This is a genomic window from Streptomyces sp. NBC_01506, assembly GCF_045040295.1.
In the GTDB taxonomy this organism is placed as follows: domain Bacteria; phylum Actinomycetota; class Actinomycetes; order Streptomycetales; family Streptomycetaceae; genus Streptomyces.
In genome coordinates this window covers 2714123-2733915 of the sequence record NZ_CP109422.1, presented here as the reverse complement: position 1 = coordinate 2733915, position 19793 = coordinate 2714123, and the positions used below count along the sequence as shown (strand labels likewise).

Annotated in this window: 19 protein-coding genes; 12 read left to right on the top strand and 7 right to left on the bottom strand. The window is 70.2% G+C overall.

Going from position 1 to position 19793, the window contains the following annotated elements; translation table 11 throughout:
* Positions 1–69: 69 nt before the first annotated feature.
* From OG329_RS11555 to OG329_RS11545, 3 genes are read right to left on the bottom strand one after another with little or no spacing between them, the layout of a single operon-like run.
* Positions 70–825, bottom strand: coding sequence for an AIM24 family protein (locus OG329_RS11555; protein WP_405801777.1), 756 nt, complete (start codon positions 823–825; stop codon positions 70–72).
* 23 nt (positions 826–848) lie between these two features.
* Positions 849–1499 carry an AIM24 family protein gene (locus tag OG329_RS11550; protein ID WP_405794633.1) on the bottom strand — a complete coding sequence of 217 codons (651 nt, stop codon included), beginning with the start codon at positions 1497–1499 and terminating at the stop codon, positions 849–851.
* The gene (locus OG329_RS11545) at positions 1499–2137 is read right to left on the bottom strand and encodes an AIM24 family protein (protein ID WP_405794632.1); all 639 of its coding nucleotides are present in this window, start codon (positions 2135–2137) and stop codon (positions 1499–1501) included. The genes OG329_RS11550 and OG329_RS11545 overlap by 1 nt, the downstream gene beginning before the upstream one ends.
* A gap of 179 nt (positions 2138–2316) precedes the next feature.
* Between OG329_RS11545 and OG329_RS11540 the strand changes: the two genes are divergently transcribed.
* From OG329_RS11540 to OG329_RS11525, 4 genes are all read left to right on the top strand, one after another.
* Positions 2317–2661: a DUF3817 domain-containing protein gene (locus tag OG329_RS11540; protein WP_405794630.1), complete on the top strand. Its 345-nt coding sequence runs from the start codon at positions 2317–2319 to the stop codon at positions 2659–2661.
* Positions 2658–2951, top strand: coding sequence for an MTH1187 family thiamine-binding protein (locus OG329_RS11535; protein ID WP_405794628.1), 294 nt, complete (start codon positions 2658–2660; stop codon positions 2949–2951). The genes OG329_RS11540 and OG329_RS11535 overlap by 4 nt, the downstream gene beginning before the upstream one ends.
* 194 nt (positions 2952–3145) lie before the next feature.
* The gene (locus OG329_RS11530) at positions 3146–4912 is read left to right on the top strand and encodes a glycosyltransferase family 2 protein (RefSeq protein WP_405794627.1); all 1767 of its coding nucleotides are present in this window, start codon (positions 3146–3148) and stop codon (positions 4910–4912) included.
* 3 nt (positions 4913–4915) lie between these two features.
* Positions 4916–6874 (top strand): galactose oxidase-like domain-containing protein, encoded by a 1959-nt coding sequence (locus OG329_RS11525; protein ID WP_405794626.1) that lies wholly within the window; start codon positions 4916–4918, stop codon positions 6872–6874.
* Between the two features lie 18 nt (positions 6875–6892).
* Here OG329_RS11525 and OG329_RS11520 read toward each other — a convergent pair whose 3' ends face one another.
* Entirely contained in the window at positions 6893–7939 is a 1047-nt protein-coding gene (locus OG329_RS11520) for a glycoside hydrolase family 6 protein (RefSeq protein WP_405794625.1), read from the bottom strand.
* Between the two features lie 77 nt (positions 7940–8016).
* The gene (locus OG329_RS11515) at positions 8017–8997 is read right to left on the bottom strand and encodes a DUF5937 family protein (protein WP_405794623.1); all 981 of its coding nucleotides are present in this window, start codon (positions 8995–8997) and stop codon (positions 8017–8019) included.
* Positions 8998–9767: 770 nt separating this feature from the next.
* Between OG329_RS11515 and OG329_RS11510 the strand changes: the two genes are divergently transcribed.
* From OG329_RS11510 to OG329_RS11495, 4 genes are all read left to right on the top strand, one after another.
* A complete protein-coding gene (locus OG329_RS11510; protein ID WP_405801775.1) occupies positions 9768–11180 on the top strand; it encodes an MFS transporter in 1413 nt (470 codons plus the stop codon).
* A gap of 10 nt (positions 11181–11190) precedes the next feature.
* The gene (locus OG329_RS11505) at positions 11191–11703 is read left to right on the top strand and encodes a MarR family winged helix-turn-helix transcriptional regulator (protein ID WP_405794622.1); all 513 of its coding nucleotides are present in this window, start codon (positions 11191–11193) and stop codon (positions 11701–11703) included.
* Positions 11704–11762: 59 nt separating this feature from the next.
* Positions 11763–12089 carry a DUF3817 domain-containing protein gene (locus OG329_RS11500; RefSeq protein WP_405794620.1) on the top strand — a complete coding sequence of 109 codons (327 nt, stop codon included), beginning with the start codon at positions 11763–11765 and terminating at the stop codon, positions 12087–12089.
* A gap of 82 nt (positions 12090–12171) precedes the next feature.
* A complete protein-coding gene (locus OG329_RS11495) occupies positions 12172–13890 on the top strand; it encodes a methylmalonyl-CoA mutase (RefSeq protein ID WP_405794619.1) in 1719 nt (572 codons plus the stop codon).
* Between the two features lie 7 nt (positions 13891–13897).
* Here the strand turns inward: OG329_RS11495 and OG329_RS11490 are convergent, their stop codons facing one another.
* Both OG329_RS11490 and OG329_RS11485 read right to left on the bottom strand, forming a co-directional pair.
* Positions 13898–14383 carry a MarR family transcriptional regulator gene (locus OG329_RS11490; protein ID WP_405794618.1) on the bottom strand — a complete coding sequence of 162 codons (486 nt, stop codon included), beginning with the start codon at positions 14381–14383 and terminating at the stop codon, positions 13898–13900.
* 116 nt (positions 14384–14499) lie between these two features.
* The gene (locus tag OG329_RS11485) at positions 14500–15129 is read right to left on the bottom strand and encodes a TetR/AcrR family transcriptional regulator (RefSeq protein ID WP_405794616.1); all 630 of its coding nucleotides are present in this window, start codon (positions 15127–15129) and stop codon (positions 14500–14502) included.
* 389 nt (positions 15130–15518) lie between these two features.
* Between OG329_RS11485 and OG329_RS11480 the strand changes: the two genes are divergently transcribed.
* The 4 genes from OG329_RS11480 to OG329_RS11465 all read left to right on the top strand — a co-directional run bounded on the left by OG329_RS11480 (position 15519) and on the right by OG329_RS11465 (position 19759).
* Positions 15519–16496 carry a tetratricopeptide repeat protein gene (locus OG329_RS11480; protein WP_405794615.1) on the top strand — a complete coding sequence of 326 codons (978 nt, stop codon included), beginning with the start codon at positions 15519–15521 and terminating at the stop codon, positions 16494–16496.
* Between the two features lie 611 nt (positions 16497–17107).
* Positions 17108–17737, top strand: coding sequence for a DUF6230 family protein (locus tag OG329_RS11475; protein WP_405794614.1), 630 nt, complete (start codon positions 17108–17110; stop codon positions 17735–17737).
* A 122-nt stretch (positions 17738–17859) separates the two neighbouring features.
* Positions 17860–18477 carry a DUF6114 domain-containing protein gene (locus OG329_RS11470; protein ID WP_405794613.1) on the top strand — a complete coding sequence of 206 codons (618 nt, stop codon included), beginning with the start codon at positions 17860–17862 and terminating at the stop codon, positions 18475–18477.
* Positions 18467–19759 carry a hypothetical protein gene (locus OG329_RS11465; protein ID WP_405794611.1) on the top strand — a complete coding sequence of 431 codons (1293 nt, stop codon included), beginning with the start codon at positions 18467–18469 and terminating at the stop codon, positions 19757–19759. Before OG329_RS11470 ends, OG329_RS11465 begins: the two co-directional genes overlap by 11 nt.
* Positions 19760–19793 lie beyond the last annotated feature (34 nt).

The following is a 19793-nucleotide window of genomic DNA, read 5'->3' as shown; positions in this document are numbered from 1 at the left end:
AAGTCTACGAGTGTGACGCCCGGCACAGAAAGGCGCACACGTTCGAGGTCACACTCCGCAGACTATCGTTCACAGCCCGAAGCGTCGCTGGAGATCTCCGAGCTGGCCCGGCATCCGGGGCGTGCCGCCGCCCGGCTGCCCCGCGGGCCGGGTTCCGCCGCCGCCCGGGACGCCCGGCTCGTTCGGGACCACGCCGCGCGCCGTCTCGGGCATCAGTGTCTCGCTCGACTGGAGAAGCACCGTCCCCGCCCCGACGAACTCGAACTGATGCTCCTCGCCCGACGACCCGCCGAGCCCGGTCATCGCCCGCAGCCCGCCCATCACCCCGGTCATATACGCGTGGTCGTAGTGGTGGCACGGCGACGGGCAGTCCGCCCAGCCCACCAGGGCCTGCGGGTCCACCCGCAGCGGCGGCTCCATGAAGACCACCGGACCGTTCGAAGCGGCCACGAACTTCCCCGTACCGATCAGGGTCAGGAAGCCCGGCACGATCGACTGCTTCAGCGCCAGGGACGGCTCGTACGCCAGCAGATTCCCGGAGCGGACGGTCAGATTGCCGTTCTCCAGGTCGAAGGAGTTGACGTCGAACGCGCGGTCGGCGAGGAGCATCTTGCCGCTGCCCTCCGCCACCACCCAGTCGCTCGCGTGCAGCGGCGAGTGGAAGCTGCCGCGCACCAGCCGGTCGAGCCGACCGTGGCCGATGCCGTTGAAGTCGATCCGCCCGTAGTAGGCGATCATCTTGCCCTTCTGGAGGAACCACTGGCTCCCCTTCAGCTCCACACAGAAGGTGTACGCGTTGACGTTGTCGTCGCTCGGCAGCGTCATCGGGTCATGAATCACGGGCGCGCTCACAGCTTTTCCTCCGACGCCTGGACATACACCGCACCGTTGCCGCTCAGCTCGAGCTGGAACGCCTCGCCCGAGCCCCGGCCCACCATGTCGCGCCAGCCGACGGCCGTGGAGAGTTTGTTGCGGACGTCGCCGTGGTGGGCGACATACGCCTGCGGGTCGACATGGACCGTACGGCCCTGGCCGATCGGCAGCTCGATGATCCCGCCGTGCGCCATCACGGCGACCGCGCCGTGGCCCTTGAGGGTCGTGGTGAACAGGCCCTGACCCGTCACCTGGCCGCGCACCATCCCCATCACGCCGCCCTGCGCGCCCATGAACATCGTGCCCTGCTCCAGCGTCCCGTCGAAGGCGAGCAGCCGGTCGGCCTCCACGTACAGGGTGTCGCCGGACAGTCCGATCACCTGGATGTGGTGGCCGCCGTGGCCGAACATCACCGTGCCGTTGCCATCGACCGTCATCAGCGGGGTCGCCTCGCCCGCCACGCGCCGGCCGATCATCGACATCAGACCGCCCTGGCCGCCCGCCGTGTTCGGGGTGAACGTGACCTCGCCCCGGTACGCGAGCATCGCGCCGCGCTGGCTGAACATCCGTTGGCCGGGCGCCACCGTCGCCTCGACCATCTTCGAGTTGATCTCCCGGAACGGCATCAGACATCGCCCCCGACGGTGTTGCGCTCGCTCGGCTGTACGTACACGAGCCCGTCGCCCTCGAAGCGCATCTGGAACGCCTCGCCGCCGCCCTCGCCCATGATCGTCCGGAAGTTCACCCCGGACTGGAGATTCTGCTGGAGGTTGCCCTGGTGCGCGACGTACGCGCCGGGGTCGACGGAGAGCGGATACTGGGGTGTCACCCGCAGTACCACGGCCACGCCGTCCGACATGATCGCCGCCATGCCCGTGCCCTCGACGGTCGTCGTGAACAGGCCGTTGCCGCTCGCGCCGCCGCGCAGACCGGTGAAGCTGGTGCCGGTGCGCAGTGCGCCGTCCGTGCACAGGAGGTTGCTCGCCTCCACATACAGCTTGTCGCCGTGCAGCGACACGAGAGAGATCTCGCTCGCGCGGTCCGCGAAGAAGCAGGTGCCCTCGCCCTTCACCTCCATCATGACCATCTGTTCGCCGGTCAGGCGCCGGGTGACCATGCCCCGTATGCCCTCACCGCCGCCGGACAGCTTCTTGAACGCCATCCGGCCGTCGTAGGCGACCATCGAGCCGTTCTTCGCCCGTACCGAGTCGCCCGCCATGTCGACGGCGAGCACCTTGCTGCCTTGGAGTCGCAACTGAGCCACAGGTCGAAGGTAGCCGGACCCGGATAAAAAGCGGGCAAAGCCTGGTGCCACAATGGAGCGTCGCTTGTGCGCGCGTTCACAAGATGATCACGCGGGCGCATGGTCGCGCGTGATCACGCACGCGACGATCACGCACGCGACGATCACGACGCCCCCCCGACGACGAAGGTGCCTGCCTCGTGGACATCAAGACCGCCTCATCCCTCCACCGTCTCCGCCTGGTATCGGCGCCGGAGGCCGTGTCGTTCCTGCTGCTGCTCGTCTGCTCCGTGCTCAAGCGCACCACGGACTTCAACGCCGTCCCGGTGATGGGCGCGATCCACGGGCTGCTTTTCGTCCTCTACGTGATCTTCTGGCTGGACGCCTGGAGGCGCGTCAAGTGGTCGCTGGGCACCGGCGCCCTCTACTTCGTGCTGTCGGTCCTGCCGCTCGGCGGCTTCTTCGCCGAGCGCAAGCTCAAGCGTGAGGCCGAGGACGAGGTCATCGCCTCGCGCGCCCGCCGCGAGGGCACGGTCAGCGCGTGATCGTCGCCTTCTCCATCACGCCGCTCGGTGTGGGCGAGGACGTGGGGGAGTACGTCGCCGACGCCGTCCGGGTCGTACGCGAGTCCGGGCTGCCGAACCACACCGACGCCATGTTCACCTCCGTAGAAGGTGAGTGGGACGAGGTGATGGACGTGGTCAAGCGGGCGGTCGCCGCCGTCGAGGCGCGGGCCCCGCGCGTCTCGCTCGTCCTGAAGGCCGACGTGCGGCCGGGCGTCACCGACGGCCTGCACTCGAAGGTCGAGACGCTGGAACGCCACCTCTCGGGCTGACACGTGGGCCGACACGCCGGCTGACGCGCGCTCACCTCACCGCCCCTGCGAGCCGTAGGGGCGGTCGGCATCGAGCACCAACGGCCTACACTCCGCCGTCCCTTACCGCCACTCGCACGGACGACTCCAGTCGACACGCCGAGGTATATCCCCTTTTCTGGGGATATCGACCTTGCTGAATCGCTGGAGGCACCGTGCGGCCGGAGTCATACGACTACGACACCCACAGCCGTCTCGCGGGCCCGCTGACCGAGCCGGACCGGACCACCGCCTACCGGGTGCGCTACCGCAGCCTGCTCGCCGAGGAGCCCCACCGGGTGCGCGCGGTCGTGCTGATGGTCATGGCCCCCCTCCTGTCCGGCGTGCTGCTGGTCTATCTGATCTGGCCCACCCACTGGACCGAACGCGAGGGCGGCGCCCGCTGGCTGATCGCCTTCGACACCGTGATGCTCGTGTCGATCGGGCTCATCGCCTTCTTCATGCTGGTCAACGTCGCCTCCATCGCGCACGCGACGCTCGTCGCCCGCGACCCGATCCCCGTCGTCGCCGAGCTGGGCACCCGCGTCGCCTTCCTCACCACGTACGTCCCCGGCAAGGAACCGCTCTCCATGCTGCGGGCCACCCTCGAAGGCGCCGTACGACTGCGCCACCGCGGCCCCCTCGACATCTGGCTGCTCGACGAGGGCGACGACCCGTCCGCGCGGCTGCTCTGCCGGGAGCTGGGGGTGCGTCACTTCAGCCGCCTGGGGGTGCCGGAGTGGAACCGTAGGAAAGGCGTCCACAAGGCCAGGACCAAGCACGGCAACTACAACGCCTGGCTGGCCATGTACGGAGACGACTACGACTTCTTCGCCTCCGTCGACACCGACCACGTACCGCTGCCCAACTTCCTGGAGAGGATGCTGGGCTTCTTCCGCGACCCCGACATCGCCTTCGTCGTCGGACCGCAGGTCTACGGCAACTACGACTCGGCGGTCACCAAGGCGGCCGAATCGCAGCAGTTCCTCTTCCACGCGCTGATCCAGCGGGCCGGCAACCGCTACCACGCGCCCATGTTCGTCGGCACCAACAACGTCGTACGGATCAGCGCGCTGAAGCAGGTCGGCGGTCTGTACGACTCCATCACCGAGGACATGGCCACCGGCTTCGAACTGCACCGCAGGAAGAACCCGCTGACCGGCCGGTTCTGGCGGTCCGTCTACACCCCCGACGTCCTCGCCGTGGGCGAGGGGCCCGCCTCCTGGACCGACTTCTTCACCCAGCAGTTGCGCTGGTCGCGGGGCACGTACGAGACCATCCTGAGGCAGTACGGCAAGGCGCTGTTCCGGGTGCCGCCCGGCCGGCTCCTGAGCTACACGCTGATGCTCGTCTACTACCCGATGACCGCGATCAACTGGCTCCTGGGCATCCTGAGCTGCGTACTGTTCCTGTGGCTCGGCGCCTCCGGCACCCAGGTGTCGTCCTCGCTGTGGCTGATGCTCTACAGCGACGCCGCCGCCTTCCAGATCGGCCTCTACCTCTGGAACCGGCGGCACAACGTCTCGCCGCACGAGCCCGAGGGATCCGGCGGGCTCGCCGGCATGGCCATGTCCGCGCTCTGCGCGCCGATCTACCTCAAGTCGCTGGGCTCGGCGCTGCTGCGCACCAGGGGCCGCTTCGTGGTCACCCCCAAGGGGGGTGAGACGAGCGCGGACCGTCCCATGACCTTCCGGCTGCATCTGTTCTGGGCGGCCGTGCTCACCGGCTCACTCGCGGCGTCGGTGTACTTCGGCCATACGCACGCCGCGATGCGCACCTGGGCCGTACTGGCCCTGGTCATCTCGCTCGCCCCCGTCGCCGTCTGGGGCTGGACCACCCTGCGCGGGCGCCGCGCCGGGGCGCGCATCCCGGTGCAGGCCGTCGACGAAGGACCGGAGCAGAGCGAGCCGGCGCTCGCCACGACGACGACAGGAGGGAACTGAGCCATGGCCTACCGGCCCTCGCGCAAGTTCAAGAAGACGCTGTTCGGCGGTGGCGCCGTGCTGGTGCTGATGTCGCTCAACGCGCCCGCCGCCATCTCCTTCGCGCAGGACAAGTACCACGCGTACAAGATCGCGCAGCCCGGCTACAAGTCGGAGTACGGCTCCTGGGAAGTGCTCGACGTCCCCAAGGAGTACCGCACCAACGCCATCCACGCCGCGCTGCTGCACACCGGCAAGGTGCTGCTCATCGCCGGATCCGGGAACAACCAGAAGCAGTTCGACGCGGGGACCTTCGACACCGTCCTGTGGGACCCGGCGGACAACTCGTACCGCAAGATCCCCACCCCCGAGGACTTCTTCTGCTCCGGACACTCCCAACTGCCGGACGGGCGGCTGCTGGTGGCCGGCGGCACCGCGCGCTACGAGGTCCTGGACGGGGAGGTCAACCGCGCGGGCGGCGGGATGCGCGTCAAGAACGAGAACCCGGACCAGCCGCGGACCTTCAAGAAGGGCACCCGCTTCCGGTCGCCGTCCGGTGTCGAGTACGTGAGCAAGTTCGATGTCACCGTGCCCAAGGCGAAGCGGGACTTCAAGATCAGTTACGCCAAGAGCGGCCGGATGCTGCCGTGGAAGACCAAGGTCACGGCGGGCGAGGCACGCGTCTTCGTGGAGGCCGCGCGGAAGGGCGCGAAGGGGCTGACGACCCAGGCCGCGCAGTACGAGATCGTCGGCCTCAAGGGCAAGGACGCGGACAACTACTACGGCCTGGCGCAGAAGCTGACCACGGAGAAGCAGGACTTCCAGGGGATCAAGGCGGCGTACGAGTTCGACCCGGTCGCGGAGAGATACATCCCCGTCGACCCGATGAAGGAGGCCCGCTGGTACCCGACGCTGGTCACCCTCCAGGACGGCCGGGTGCTCGCCGTCTCGGGCCTGGACGACGTCGGCGCCGTACTCACCGGGGACAACGAGATCTACGACCCCAAGTCCAAGAAGTGGTCCAAGGGCCCGACGCGCTACTTCCCGACGTATCCCGCGCTGTTCCTCACCAAGGGCGGCAAACTCTTCTACTCGGGCTCGAACGCCGGTTACGGGCCCGCCACGGCCGGCCGCCAGCCGGGTCTGTGGGATCTGAACAAGAACATCTTCACGAAGGTCGGCGGGCTCACCCAGCTCGACGAGACGGAGACCTCGGCCTCGCTGGTGCTGCCTCCCGCGCAGGACCAGAAGGTGATGGTCATGGGCGGCGGCGGGGTCGGCGAATCGTCCAGGTCCACGTCCCGTACGGCGATCGTGGACCTGAAGGAGGACAACCCGGCCTTCCGGGCCGGGCCGAGCCTGCCGCAGGGGACGCGCTATCTGAGCAGTGTGATCATGCCGGACGACACGGTCTTCACGAGCGGCGGATCCTCCGACTACCGGGGGCGCAACGCCAGCGACATCCTCAAGGCGCAGTTCTACGACCCGAAGACCAACACCTTCAAGAAGGCGGCCGACCCGACCGTGGGCCGTAACTACCACTCCGAGGCACTGCTTCTGCCCGACGGACGGGTGGCGACCTTCGGCTCCGACCCGCTGTTCGACGACGCCGACAACACGAAACTCGGCACGTTCGAGCAGCGCGTGGAGATCTTCACGCCGCCCTCTTTGGAAGGCAACCGCGCGAAGGCGCGGCCGGTGCTGGGGGAGGGGCCGGCGGAACTCGACCAGAACGGTCGCGCCACCTTCCGTACGGAGGTCTCCCAGCGGATCGCGACCGCGCGGCTGATGCGGCCGAGCGCGGTCACGCACAGCACGGACGTGGAGCAGCGCTCGATCGACCTCGCCCTGGTCAGGCGGGGCGGCTCGGTGACGGTGGACGTCCCGTCGGATCGGACGCTGGTGCCGCCCGGCTGGTACATGCTGTTCGTGACGGACACGGCGGGGGTGTCGTCGGAGGCGAAGTGGATCCAGGTGAAGTAGCCGTGGGAGGGACGAGCGCTACGCGCCCGCGCGGCGGGCGAGTCCGAGGGCGTAGTCCGGCCACCACGTACCGGCGGCCGGGCCGCCCCGGCAGGGGCCGTCCGAGTCGCCGGGCCGCTTGATCCACAGATACGCGTCGACCAGCGCGTCACCGGTCTCGGCGGTCGGCGGCGTACCGAGCGACCTGCCCGGCGGATTGCACCACGCCTCCTCCCGCTCACCGGTGAGGGGGCCGGCGCCGTTGCGGCTGGTGTCGACGGTGAAGTGGGCGCCGTCGAGGAGTCCGGAGAGCCGGGTGCCGAACGTTTTGACCGCGTCGTCCGTCTCGAAGTTGGAGACGTTGAGCGAGAAGCCGTCCGCCTTGTCGACACCGGCCGTGCGCAGCGGCTCGGCGATCTTCTCCGGCTCCTTGATCCAGGCCGGGTTGCCCGCGTCCAGATAGACCTTGGTGGCCGGCTGCTGTTTGAGCCGGTCGATCGCGTCCGAGAGCAGTTGGTTGCGCTCCGCGTGGTGTTCGGCGGGGGTGCAGCCGTCCACCAGGTGGGAGAGGGCGTCCGGCTCCAGGATCACCAGGGCGCGGGCGTCGCCGATCGCGTCGGCGAAGGAGTTGATCCAGTCGAGATAGGCGCGGCCGTCGCGGGCGCCGCCGGCGGAGTAGAGACCGCAGTCGCGGTGCGGGATGTTGTACGCGACGAGGACCACCGTGCGCTGTCCGGCGGCGCCCTTGACGGCCCGCCGGATGCCGGGGGCGGGGTTGTCGCCGCGCGGCCAGTCGGCGACGGGGCGCTCGGAGATCCGCTTGAGGACCTTGGCGTCCTCGGTACGGCCCTGGGCCTGCCACTCCTCGACCTGGCGGGCCGCGTCGCTCTGCGGATCCACCCAGAACGGCGAACCGGCGGTGGGGGCGGCCTCGCCCCGTACGGCCGGAGTCCCGGTCTCGTCCCGCGCGGGGGCGCCGGGGGTGTCGGAGCCGGCGGAGCAGCCCGCGAGCGCGAACACGGCGGCGGTGGCCGTGGCGGTGGCGAGGGAGACGAGGGAGACGAGGCGCGTGGTGCGGCTGGACATCCAGCCCCCTTGGGCGACTGACGACCGGAGAAGCACAGGACCGGGCAATCGTGACATAACAGTCACAATGTGTGGGGTTACGACACCGCCAGCGCGATGCCGAGCGGTGTCCGCTCGTACAGCACCTGGTGCGAGTGGCGCCGCGACGTCAGCAGGCCCGCGTCGCGCAGCACCGACAGATGCGCGGACACGGAGGACGGGGCGAGGCCGAGCCGGTGCGCGAGCGCGGTGGTCCCGGCGGGTTCGTCGAGCGCGCACAGGACGTCCGCGCGGACCCGGCCGAGCAGCCGGGCGAGCGCGTCCGGCGTACGGTCCGCCGCCTCTGTCCACAGCCCGCCGATGCCGCGCGCCGGGTAGAACACGGAGGGCTGCCAGGGCGGCTCGTGCCCGCCGATGATCTCGGGCCAGACGAAGACGCTCGGTACGAGGACGAGACCGCGTCCGCCGAGCACCCGGTCGTGGTCGCCGCGCGTGCCGACGACGGTCAGGGTGGAGTCCGCCCAGACGAGCCGGGGGCTCAACTCGCCCAGCAGTTGCCCGAATCCGACCTCGGCGAGCCGCCGCGAGTGATAGGCGATGTCCGCTTCGAGCAGGGCGCGCAGCCGGGGCCAGTCGGGCTCGATCAACCGCTGCCAGACCTCCTCCAGCAGCCCGGCGACCTCCCGCACCGCCCGCGCGGGATCGGCCAGCAGCTCGCGCCCGAGGTCGCTCTCGGCGGCGCCGGGCGTCTCGGCGAGCGCGAGGGCCATGTCCCGGTGGGCTGCCTCGAGGGGCGTGGAGCGCACCAGCGCGATCTCCTCGGCGAAGGTGACGACGGGGCTCTCGGGCGGCGGGCAGAAGAAGTCGGGGTTGTGCCCGAACTGCGGCATGAACAGCCACAACGGCCTCAGATCGAGCCCGTCCGCGGCGCTCTTGATCCGCCGCAGCCACGGCAGGTGATACCCGTGCCGCTCGGGCCGCGAGAGGGTGCGTACGGCCTCCTGCGTCTCCCAGAGCGGCGACAGGGCGAACCGGACGCGCAGCAGATCGCGCTCCCCGAAGTGCAACTGGAACGCCACGGGGGTCCCTCGCTCTTGTACGGAAGATTCGGCTGACCCCGAAAGTCTAGGCCCCGGGCCCCTCCCGGACGATGCTGCGTCCCATGCCGATACCGACCCCCGCCGGGTCCGAGGCCGGGCCACCCGCGGTGTCCTCAATCGCCGGACGGGCTGAATCAACCCACCCGCCCACGGAGAACCCCCCGGTGCCTACCGCTACGGACGGTCCGCCCGGTCCACCACCCCGAGCGACACGTCCCCCGGCGGTGGCCCAGGTGCCGCCCATGCCCGGCGGGCCGGAGGGATCGCCCGCGCCACAGGGCGGCACCGGTGGGGCTCCGTGTCCCGAGGAGGGCGGGCGCGGCCCGCTGCCCGCGTCTGCGGGCCTGGTCGGCTCGGTGGTGCCCGCCGAGTCCGGCGGGCCGCCTGTCGAGGCCGCCGAGGGGCGGATGGGGGCGGTGGCCGATGTGCCGTCCATGCCCGGCGGGTCGGAGGGATCGCCTGCGCAGCAGGGCGGGTTGGTACCGCCGCCCGAGCAGGGTGGCACCGGCGGGGCGCCCGTCGTGTCGGCCGAGGTCGCTGAAGGACGGACGGGGGCGGCGGCCGATGTGCCGCCGGGCGGCACCGGCGGGGGGCTGCCGTCGCCGGGACGGCCCGGCGGGCTGCCGTGTCCCGAGGAGGGCGGGCGCGGCCCGCTGCCCGCGTCTGCGGGCCTGGTCGGCTCGGTGGTGCCCGCCGTGGCGGCCGAGGCCGCCGAGGGGCGGACGGGGGCGGTGGCCCAGGTGCCGCCCATGCCCGGCGGGCCGGAGGGATCGACCGCGCCGGTGCCCGCCGAGTCCGGCGGGCCGCCCGCCGTGGCGGCCGAGGCCGCCGAGGGGCGGACAGGCGAGGCCGCCCAAGGGACGGCGCCCGCGCCGGGCGGCGTCGACCCCGTCGGCGGCCCCGAGGCGCCCGCGCCCCCGGCAGGTGGGTACTCCGCTGTCTTCGCCGTCAAAGAATTCCGTGCCGTCTTCGCCGCGCATCTGTTGTCGCTCCTCGGGGTCGTCGTCACCGAGATCTCGCTCACCGTCCTCGTCTACGACCTCACCGGGTCCCCCTTCCTCAGCGCCCTCACCTTCGCGCTCGGCTTTCTGCCCTACCTCTTCGGCGGGACGCTCCTCGCCGGGGTCGCCGACCGGTTTCCGGCGCGGCGGGTGCTCGTCGTGTGTGATCTCGTCTGCGCCGGGTGCGTCGCCGTGATGGTGGTGCCCGGGACGCCCGTCGCGGGGCTGCTCGCGCTGCGGTGCGTCGTCGCCGCCGTCGCGCCCGTGTTCACCGGGACCCGTATGGCGGCGCTCACCGACATCCTCGGGGACGGCGATCTCTATGTCCTCGGCCGCTCCCTCCTGCGGATCGTGTCGCAGAGCGCCGTCCTCGCCGGGTTCGCCGTCGGCGGCGTCCTGCTCACCGTCGTCACCCCGCGCGGCGCGATCTCCCTCACCGTCGTCACCTTCCTCTGCTCGGCCGTACTCCTGCGCTTCGGTACGAAGGACAGGCCGGCCCGCCTTCTCAAGAAGGAGGGCGGCGCGAATCTGCTGCGGGATTCGCTGGAGGGCGCCCGGCTGGTCTTCGCCGACCGGCGGATCCGCGCGCTGACGCTGCTGTTCTGGGTGCCCGCGATGTTCGTCGTCGCGCCGGAGGCCCTGATGGCGCCCTACGCCGACCGGATCGGCGTCGGCCCCGCCACACTCGGTCTGATGATGACCGCCATGCCCGTGGGGCACATCGCGGCCGAACTCGTCGCGGGCTCCGCGCTCAGCCCCCGTACCCGCTCGCGGATCGTGCTCCCGTCGGCCGCCGTCGGGCTGGTGCCTCTGCTCGTCTACGCCGTCACGCCCGGCGTGGCCCTGGCCCTGGTCGCCCTCGTGCTGTCCGGCGCCGGCGCCGTCTACATCATCGGCCTCGACCAGTGGTTCGTGGACGCGGTCCCGGACGAACTGCGGGGCCGGGCCATGACGTTGATGACCGCGGGGCTCATGACGGTGCAGGGCGTCGGCATGGCGCTGGCCGGTCTCGCCGCCGAGTTCCTGCCCGTGCACCAGGTCGTCGCCGGGGCCGGCGCGATCGGAACCGTATGTTCCGTACTTCTCGTGTACGAGGTCCGCCGCACGGGGCGCCCGGGTAATCCGGGAGTAGGGGCAGACCGCCATATGACCAGTCGGTAAGGTCGCTGACGTGTCCAAGCCGCTCAGCCTTGCCTTCGATCCCATCGCCCGAGCCGACGAGCTCTGGCAGCAGCGCTGGGGCCCCGTGCCGTCGATGGGCGCCATCACCTCGATCATGCGGGCCCACCAGATCCTGCTCGCCGAGGTCGACGCGGTGGTCAAGCCGTACGGACTGACCTTCGCCCGCTACGAGGCGCTGGTGCTGCTCACCTTCTCCAAGGCCGGTGAGCTGACCATGTCCAAGATCGGCGAGCGGCTGATGGTCCACCCGACGTCCGTCACGAACACGGTGGACCGGCTGGTCAAATCCGGACTGGTCGACAAGCGCCCCAACCCCAACGACGGCCGCGGCACGCTCGCCTCGATCACCGACCGGGGCCGCGAGGTCGTGGAGGCCGCGACCCGCGACCTGATGGCGATGGAGTTCGGCCTCGGGGCGTACGACGCACAGGAGTGCGCCGAGATCTTCGCGATATTGCGCCCGCTGCGCGTCTCGGCCAAGGATTTCGAGGACGAGAGCTGAGCAGCCAGGGGGGAGCCCCGCCGTCCGCGGGGACTTTTCGGGGCGATACGCTCCTGGGCATGAAACAGAGCATCCTGACCCGCTACCGGGTCATGGCGTACGTCACCGCCGTATGGCTGCTGGTCTTCACCGTCGCCATCGTCATGAAGTACGGCTTCGACACCGGCGACACGATGGTGATCTCCCAGATCCACGGCCTGCTCTTCATCGTCTACGTCGTCTTCGCCTTCGACCTGGGCTCCAAGGCGAAGTGGCCGTTCGGCAAGCTCCTGTGGGTGCTGGCCGCCGGCTGTATCCCGGTCGCCTCGTTCTTCGTCGAACCGAAGATCACCCGAGAGGTCCAGTCGCTGATCGTCCGCGACGAGACCGCCCCCGTCGAGGTCTGACACCGCTCCCCCCACCGCCGCGAGCAAACTCGTGGCGGTCAGCGTTCGACTTTTACTAGGACGTCCTAGTAAATTCATGGGTATGGACGCTCACGAGCATGCCGAGACCGCAGCCATCGAGGAGGGCCGCCGGCGCTGGCAGGCCCGCTACGACAAGGCCCGCAAGCGCGACGCGGACTTCAGCACGCTCTCCGGCGACCCCGTCGACCCGGTCTACGGACCGCGTCCCGGTGACACGTACGAGGGATTCGAGCGGATCGGCTGGCCGGGGGAGTACCCCTTCACCCGCGGTCTGCACGCGACCGGCTACCGGGGCCGTACGTGGACGATCCGCCAGTTCGCCGGCTTCGGCAACGCGCGCCAGACCAACGAGCGCTACAAGACCATCCTCGCCAACGGCGGCGGCGGTCTCTCCGTCGCCTTCGACATGCCGACCCTCATGGGCCGCGACTCCGACGACCCGCGCTCCCTCGGCGAGGTCGGCCACTGCGGCGTCGCGATCGACTCCGCCGCCGACATGGAGGTCCTGTTCGGCGACCTCCCGCTCGGGGACGTCACGACGTCCATGACCATCAGCGGCCCCGCCGTCCCGGTCTTCTGCATGTATCTGGTCGCCGCCGAGCGCCAGGGCATCGACCCCTCCGTACTGAACGGCACGCTCCAGACCGACATCTTCAAGGAGTACATCGCCCAGAAGGAGTGGCTGTTCCAGCCCGAGCCCCATCTGCGGCTGATCGGCGACCTGATGGAGCACTGCGCGGCGTCCATCCCCGCGTACAAGCCCCTGTCCGTCTCCGGCTACCACATCCGCGAGGCCGGGGCCACGGCCGCGCAGGAGCTGGCGTACACCCTCGCCGACGGCTTCGGCTATGTGGAGCTGGGCCTGTCGCGCGGCATGGACGTCGACGTCTTCGCCCCCGGTCTGTCCTTCTTCTTCGACGCGCACCTCGACTTCTTCGAGGAGATCGCCAAGTTCCGCGCCGCGCGCCGGATCTGGGCGCGCCGGCTGAAGGAGATGTACGGCGCGAAGACCGACAAGGCGCAGTGGCTGCGCTTCCACACCCAGACGGCGGGCGTCTCGCTCACCGCGCAGCAGCCGTACAACAACGTCGTACGGACCGCCGTCGAGGCCCTGTCGGCGATCCTCGGCGGCACGAACTCGCTGCACACCAACGCCCTGGACGAGACCCTGGCGCTGCCCAGCGAGCAGGCGGCCGAGATCGCGCTGCGCACCCAGCAGGTGCTGATGGAGGAGACCGGCGTCGCCAATGTCGCCGACCCGCTGGGCGGTTCGTGGTACGTGGAGCAACTGACCGACCGTATCGAGGCCGACGCGGAGAAGATCTTCGAGCAGATCACGGAGCGCGGTCTGCGGGCGCACCCGGACGGACAGCACCCCATCGGCCCGATCACGTCCGGCATCCTGCGCGGCATCGAGGACGGCTGGTTCACCGGCGAGATCGCCGAGTCCGCCTTCCAGTACCAGCGTGCGCTGGAGAAGGGCGAGAAGCGGGTCGTCGGCGTCAACGTCCACCACGGCTCGGTCACCGGCGACCTGGAGATCCTGCGGGTCAGCCACGAGGTCGAGCGCGATCAGGTGCGGGAGCTGGCGGACCGCAAGTCGGCCCGCGACGACGTCCGCGTCCGTACGGCGCTGGACGCGATGCTGGCCTCCGCGCGGGACGGCTCGAACATGATCGGGCCGATGCTCGACGCGGTGCGCGCGGAGGCGACGCTGGGTGAGATCTGCGGCGTGCTGCGGGACGAGTGGGGCACGTACACGGAGCCGCCCGGTTTCTGAGGACCGTTCAGTGCCTGACGTCGGGGCGCGCGTATGTCCGGGGCAGGTCGCTGTCGCCGCCCAGGTTGTCGATCATGCGGCGCAGGACGTTCAGCGTCGCCGCGTACTGCTGCGGCGAGATTCCGTCGAGCACGCGCTCGTGCACCTTGGCCAGTCGCTCCTTGGTACGGAGCCGGCCGGCCTCTCCCGCCTCCGTGAGGACGAACGTGCCCGATTCCTCGGTCAGCCAGCCGCGGGCGATCAGATCGCCGTACACGGTCTCGAAGTCGGTGTCCTGGTCGTCGAAGGGGGCGAGCCGGTCGGTCAGCCGGGCGCGGCCCCACGAGCCGGGGGCGCCCGCGATGTGGTTGAGCGACCACCAGTGCGGCTGGGTGAGGTGTTCGACGGCCAGCTCCGCGCGGATGCGGCCGACGACCTGGCGCATGGTCGCGCCGCTCCAGTAGCCGATGGGCTGGGCGGTCAGTTCCTCGACGGTGTAGTCCTGAACGGTCATGGCGGCGTCCTTGTGTGAGTGCGGTAGCGGTACGTCCACGACGCTAGATTCTCAACCGCGCTTGAGGTCAAGGACGCAGGGAGCGCAGGGCGTGGACGGGCCGCGTCGCGGGGGCTTCACGACCCCCGGACCGCGCCAAGACCCGTCACCAGCAGCAGCGTGAAGTCGCGTGCCCAGTCCTCGTCCACCGGCTCCGCGCTCACCAGCGTCCGGTGCACCACCGCGCCCGCGATCACGTCGAAGATCAGGTCGGCGTTACGGGCCGCCGCCTCCGGATCGCTCTCGTACGGCAACTCGCCCCGCGCCTGCGCCCGTTCACGGCCCTTGAGCACCAGGCCCTTCTGCCGGTCGACGATCGCCGTACGGATCCGGTCGCGCAGCGCGTCGTCCCGCGTCGACTCGGCGACCACCGCCATCAGCGCCGTCTTGGTCTCGGGCCGCTCCAGCAGCGCGGCGAACTGGAGCACGACCCCCTCGATGTCGGCCGTGAGGCTGCCCCGGTCATGGATCTCGATCTGGTCGAAGAGGACGGCGACCGCGTCGACCACCAACTCGTTCTTGCTCGACCAGCGCCGGTAGAGGGTGGTCTTGGCGACGCCCGCGCGCGCCGCGACGTCGCCCATCGACAGCTTGGACCAGCCCTGTTCCACCAGTGCGGCCCGGGTCGCCAGCAGGATCGCCGTATCGGCCGCGGCGCTGCGGGGGCGGCCGGAACGGGTGGGGGTGCGGTGGCTGCGGCTCAGCATGCCCGCGACCATACCCGTCGGTAAGGAATCCGCTGTGAGTCAGTTCACCGCGAGATTCCCGGACGGACGGGGGAGCTTGTCGGTTACGCTACGACCCGTAGCGAAAGGGCCGTCTCTCCTTGAGCGGTTCTTGAGCGGCGACCACTGGCGCGGGGTGGGGACCCCGTACCGAACCCAGGTCCCCGACAGGGGACTTGCCCCGAACGTGTTCAGGTCATGCGCGGGGCTGTGTTCAGGGCGTGAAGGCCGTGTCCGACCGTGCGCCCCGCATCCCGCGGGGTCCCGCGGCGGGCGCGGTCGTGTGCGAGCGGTTCGTTCTCGCCACGACGGGCGGCGCGAACTGTCCGATTGCTTTTCACATGCGCGCGCGGAGAGGGGAGGATGTACTCATGCAGCCTAGGAACATGTCCATGAGCGGCGTCGTCGATCTCGCCGCGGTGAAGGCGGCCGGTGAGGCCAAGGCCAAAGCCGAGCAGGCCCGCGCCGAGGCGGCCCGGCGGGGCGACACCGGTGCCGTACCCCCCTCCAGCCTGGTGATCGACGTCGATGAGGCGGGCTTCGAGCGCGACGTCCTCCAGCGCTCCGCCGAGGTCCCGGTCGTCATCGACTTCTGGGCCGAGTGGTGCGAGCCGTGCAAGCAGCTCAGCCCCGTGCTGGAGCGGCTGGCCACGGAGTACAACGGCCGGTTCGTTCTCGCCAAGGTCGACGTCGAAGCCAACCAGATGCTGATGCAGCAGTTTCAGATCCAGGGCATCCCCGCGGTCTTCGCCGTGGTGGCGGGCCAGGCGCTGCCCCTCTTCCAGGGCGCGGCCCCCGAGGCCCAGATCCGCGAGACACTGGACCAGTTGATCCAGGTCGGCGAGCAGCGCTTCGGGCTCACCGGCATCACGGTCGACGCCGAGGCCGGCGCGGAGCCCGGCGCGGACGAGGAGCCGGTGGAGCGGGCGGGGCCGTACGACGCGCTGCTCGAAGCGGCCGTACGCGCGCTGGACGCCGACGACTTCGGCGGCGCCGCGCAGGCGTACCGCAACGTGCTCGCCGACGACCCCGGCAACACGGAGGCGAAGCTCGGTCTCGCGCAGGCCGAACTGCTCGCCCGCGTCAAGGGGATGGACCCGCAGCAGGTGCGCAAGGAGGCGGCGGAGCGGCCGGACGACGTCCCCGCGCAGATCGCCGCCGCCGACCTCGATCTGGTCGGCGGCCATGTGGAGGACGCCTTCGGCCGGTTGGTCGAGGCCGTACGGCGTACGGCGGGTGAGGACCGGGACGCGGCGCGGCTGCGACTGCTCGAACTCTTCGAGGTGATCGGCTCGGACGACCCCCGGGTGACCGCCGCGCGCTCGGCACTTGCCAGGGTTCTTTTCTGAGCGGGTTCCGCGTCCGTCACGTGCCCTGAGGTGGCGCGTACCGATTTGCCGACTCGACGACACCGGCGACCCCGCTTTACCAAAACTTGGTAAAGCGGGGTCGCTGTTACTCCGAGTAAATCAACCCTCTTGTTCTGTCCGGTTATTGGCGGTATTCGCGAGTTCTGTCGGGTCGATTCGAGGCACCCTGAGTGCCCGCTCGGCACCGCCCCGTGGCCCCTTCGTGAATCACTCATTACTTGCCAGTAACGAACCCCCTTGTGTCCCGGGCGTGAATACACCACGATCGTCCACGCTCGGTCCGACAGCGCACCGGTACGGCGACCCAGCCGTGCCCCCACCGCGGTCGGTCCCCACCGGGCGGGCCGGCGGAGCGGTGGCGCCGACCCAGGGGACAGGGGGGTTCCCGCCGACCGGCGGGGCCTGTCCGGCGGCCACGCGACGCGCGTGGCCCAGTGGTTGTCGCTCGGGGGTGATCGTCGGTGATTCTGACGCGGCTCGTTCCGCGTGATACGCACAGGCGCTCTCCTTCCCGAGGACGTAGCACTTCTCCCATCCCAGGACGGGCCGACGCCCGATCCGGAGATGTACGTCCGAGAAGGAGGAAAGTGATGGAGTCCCAAGCACGTGGCGGGACCAGATGGAAGCGTTTCGCCGTCGTCATGGTGCCGAGCGTGGCCGCGACGGCCGCGATAGGTGTCGCTCTGGCACAGGGCGCGCTCGCCGCGTCGTTCAGTGTGTCGGGGCAGAGTTTCAAGGTCTCGGCCGACCAGTTGGTGGGCCAGGACTTCGTACAGTACGGAAGCCTCGCCGAAGGCACGGATCTCAAGGGCAACCCGACCAAGCACCCGGTTGCCGTCTCCGGTTTCAGCGAAGCCACGATCAGCAACATGTGCCAGTCGGTGGTCACCCCGAACGTCCCGATCTTCGGCAGTATCAGCCTTGAGCTGCGCGCCGGCCGGGAGAGCAGCAAGCCGGTCAGGGCGACCAACCTGTATCTGGATGTCGCCAAGCTCGAAGCCGACGCCAAGTTCAAGAACATCGACATCGGTGTGGCGGCCGGCGACACGAGGATCCAGCCGGAGACCGAGAAGAAGGTCAACCCCTTCGGCTTCGCGCAGCGGGCCGAAGAGGCGACGCTGACCGATGTGAAGCAGACGGCCTGGGCGACCACGGCCGGCACCTTCGAGCTCAGCGGACTGAGCCTGAAGCTGCACAAGGGCGTCAAGGAGTGCTACTAGACCCTCACCGGGTCCTGAGCACGTCGCCCCCTGGGGCGGGCGCGCGCCTCGTCCTTCGCGGTCGCGTCCGCCCACTCCCCCCTCTCTCTCACAGCAACACCGGTTCCAGGGAGCTGTTTTCCATGAGCGCCGAGTCTTCGGAGCCCCGCGGCCGATTCACTTACTGGCGGCTGCGGTTCCGCGCCTGGCGGGGCTCTCGGCCGTTCTGGGCGGGATTGTTGTCGCTCCTGAGCGGAGCGCCGATCGTCTACTTCCCTTACGCCGAACTCAAGTTGGGCCATCTCACGCTGACCATGGCCACCACGGCGGGCGCGGGCTCGCTGATCATCGGTGTCCTGCTGGCCACCCTGGGACTGACGATGTGGTTCCAGAGCGCCGTGCGGGTGTTCGCGGGTGTCGCCACGATCCTGCTGGGACTCGTCTCGATACCCGTGGCGAACTTCGGCGGATTCGGTCTGGGATTCCTGCCCGCCCTCATCGGCGGAGCCCTGTCCATCGCCTGGGCGCCGGGCCGGCCCGTGGAGGCCGACGACGAGCACGCCGACGGCCCCGGCGACAGCACGTCGGGCAAGCCCGCCGCCGTACGCCGGCAGACGTTCGGACCCGACAGCGGCGCGGTCGACCAGGGCACCGGGGACGGGGGCGGGGACGGCCCTTTTCTCCCCGGCCCGTCTGACGGGGACCCGAATCTGACTCAGACCACTGCTCAAGCCAACGGCGGGAGGAACAGTGCGGGGTGATGAGACACGGCCGGAGACGGCCGGAGGCGGGCGGGCCCGCGAGAGAAGCGGCCCGCGCCACGCCGCCCCCAGGAAATCGCTGCTGACCAAGCTCCATATCCCGGCCGGAAAGGCGTTCGCGCTGGCCGCGATGCCGACGGCGGTGTTCGTCGGGATGGGGCTCACGCCCCGGCTCGCGCTGGCCGAGGACTCCAAGGACATTCCGTACGCGCCGGGGCCGTGCGTCACGCGCTCCGACGAGCCGCCGGAGTCCAACTCGCCGTCGCCGTCGCCGTCCGAGACGCCCTCGGACGACGCGTCCGGCGACGCGTCCGGGGATCCGTCAGGGGATTCCCCGGAGCAGCCGAAGCCGCCCACCGGTGACGGCGGGGACGAGGGCGGGGACGGGGGCGACGCCACCGAGCCCTCGCCCGGCGAGACTCCGGCCGCGCCCAAGGAGCCCGCACCGGAGCCGAGCACGTCGGAGCCCAAGAACCCGCTGGACCCGCTGGGGTTGGGTGACGCGCTGGGCGGTCTCCTCGGCGTACCGGACAAGGAGACGGACGAGCCGGCACCGGACAAGCCGGCCGACCCGGCCGACCCGGAGCCCGAGAAGCCCGGTGCGGACGACGGAAAGCCCGCGGAGCCGGACCCGGAGACCGGGACGGACAAGCCGGACGACGCCGACAGCACCGAGGACGCCATCAGGGACGCCGCGGACGAGGCCGGCGTGGATGTCGAGGAACTGGACGACGCCGCGAAGGGACTTGAGGCCCGCAAGGACGACGACATCCCCGAGGGCGCCGACGGCAAGCCGCGGTTCCCCTGCCCGGAGCCCGACCCGGACGCGCTGGCCGCCGCCGAACTGGAGCCAGGCATCCCGCTGTTGCCGGACGACCCGTGGAAGCTGGAGAGCACCAAGCTCACGCTGCGGGGGCTGGACTACCACGGCATCGTCGAGGTGAAGACGGGCAGCGGAAAGATCAAGAAGGCGCTGAAGTTCACGGCGTCGGAGGTGGACATCAAGGACCTGCACCAGAAGGTCGTCTACCCCGAGGACCGCACGGCGCACGTGGCGAGCCGGCCGGGCTCCACGTCGACCATCCGCGACGGTCAAGTCACCATGTACACGGAGGAGTTGAAGGGCAACCTGTTCGGTCTGATCCCGATCACGTTCAGCCCGGACACCCCGCCCCCGGTCAACGTCCCCTTCGCCTTCTTCACGGAGGTGGAGGTGCTCCAGGCGGGCCAGTTCGGCGGCACGCTTACTGTTCCCGGGCTGCACAACTACATCACTGGCTAAGGCCGCAATCGCCGGACGGGCTCAAAACGAGCCC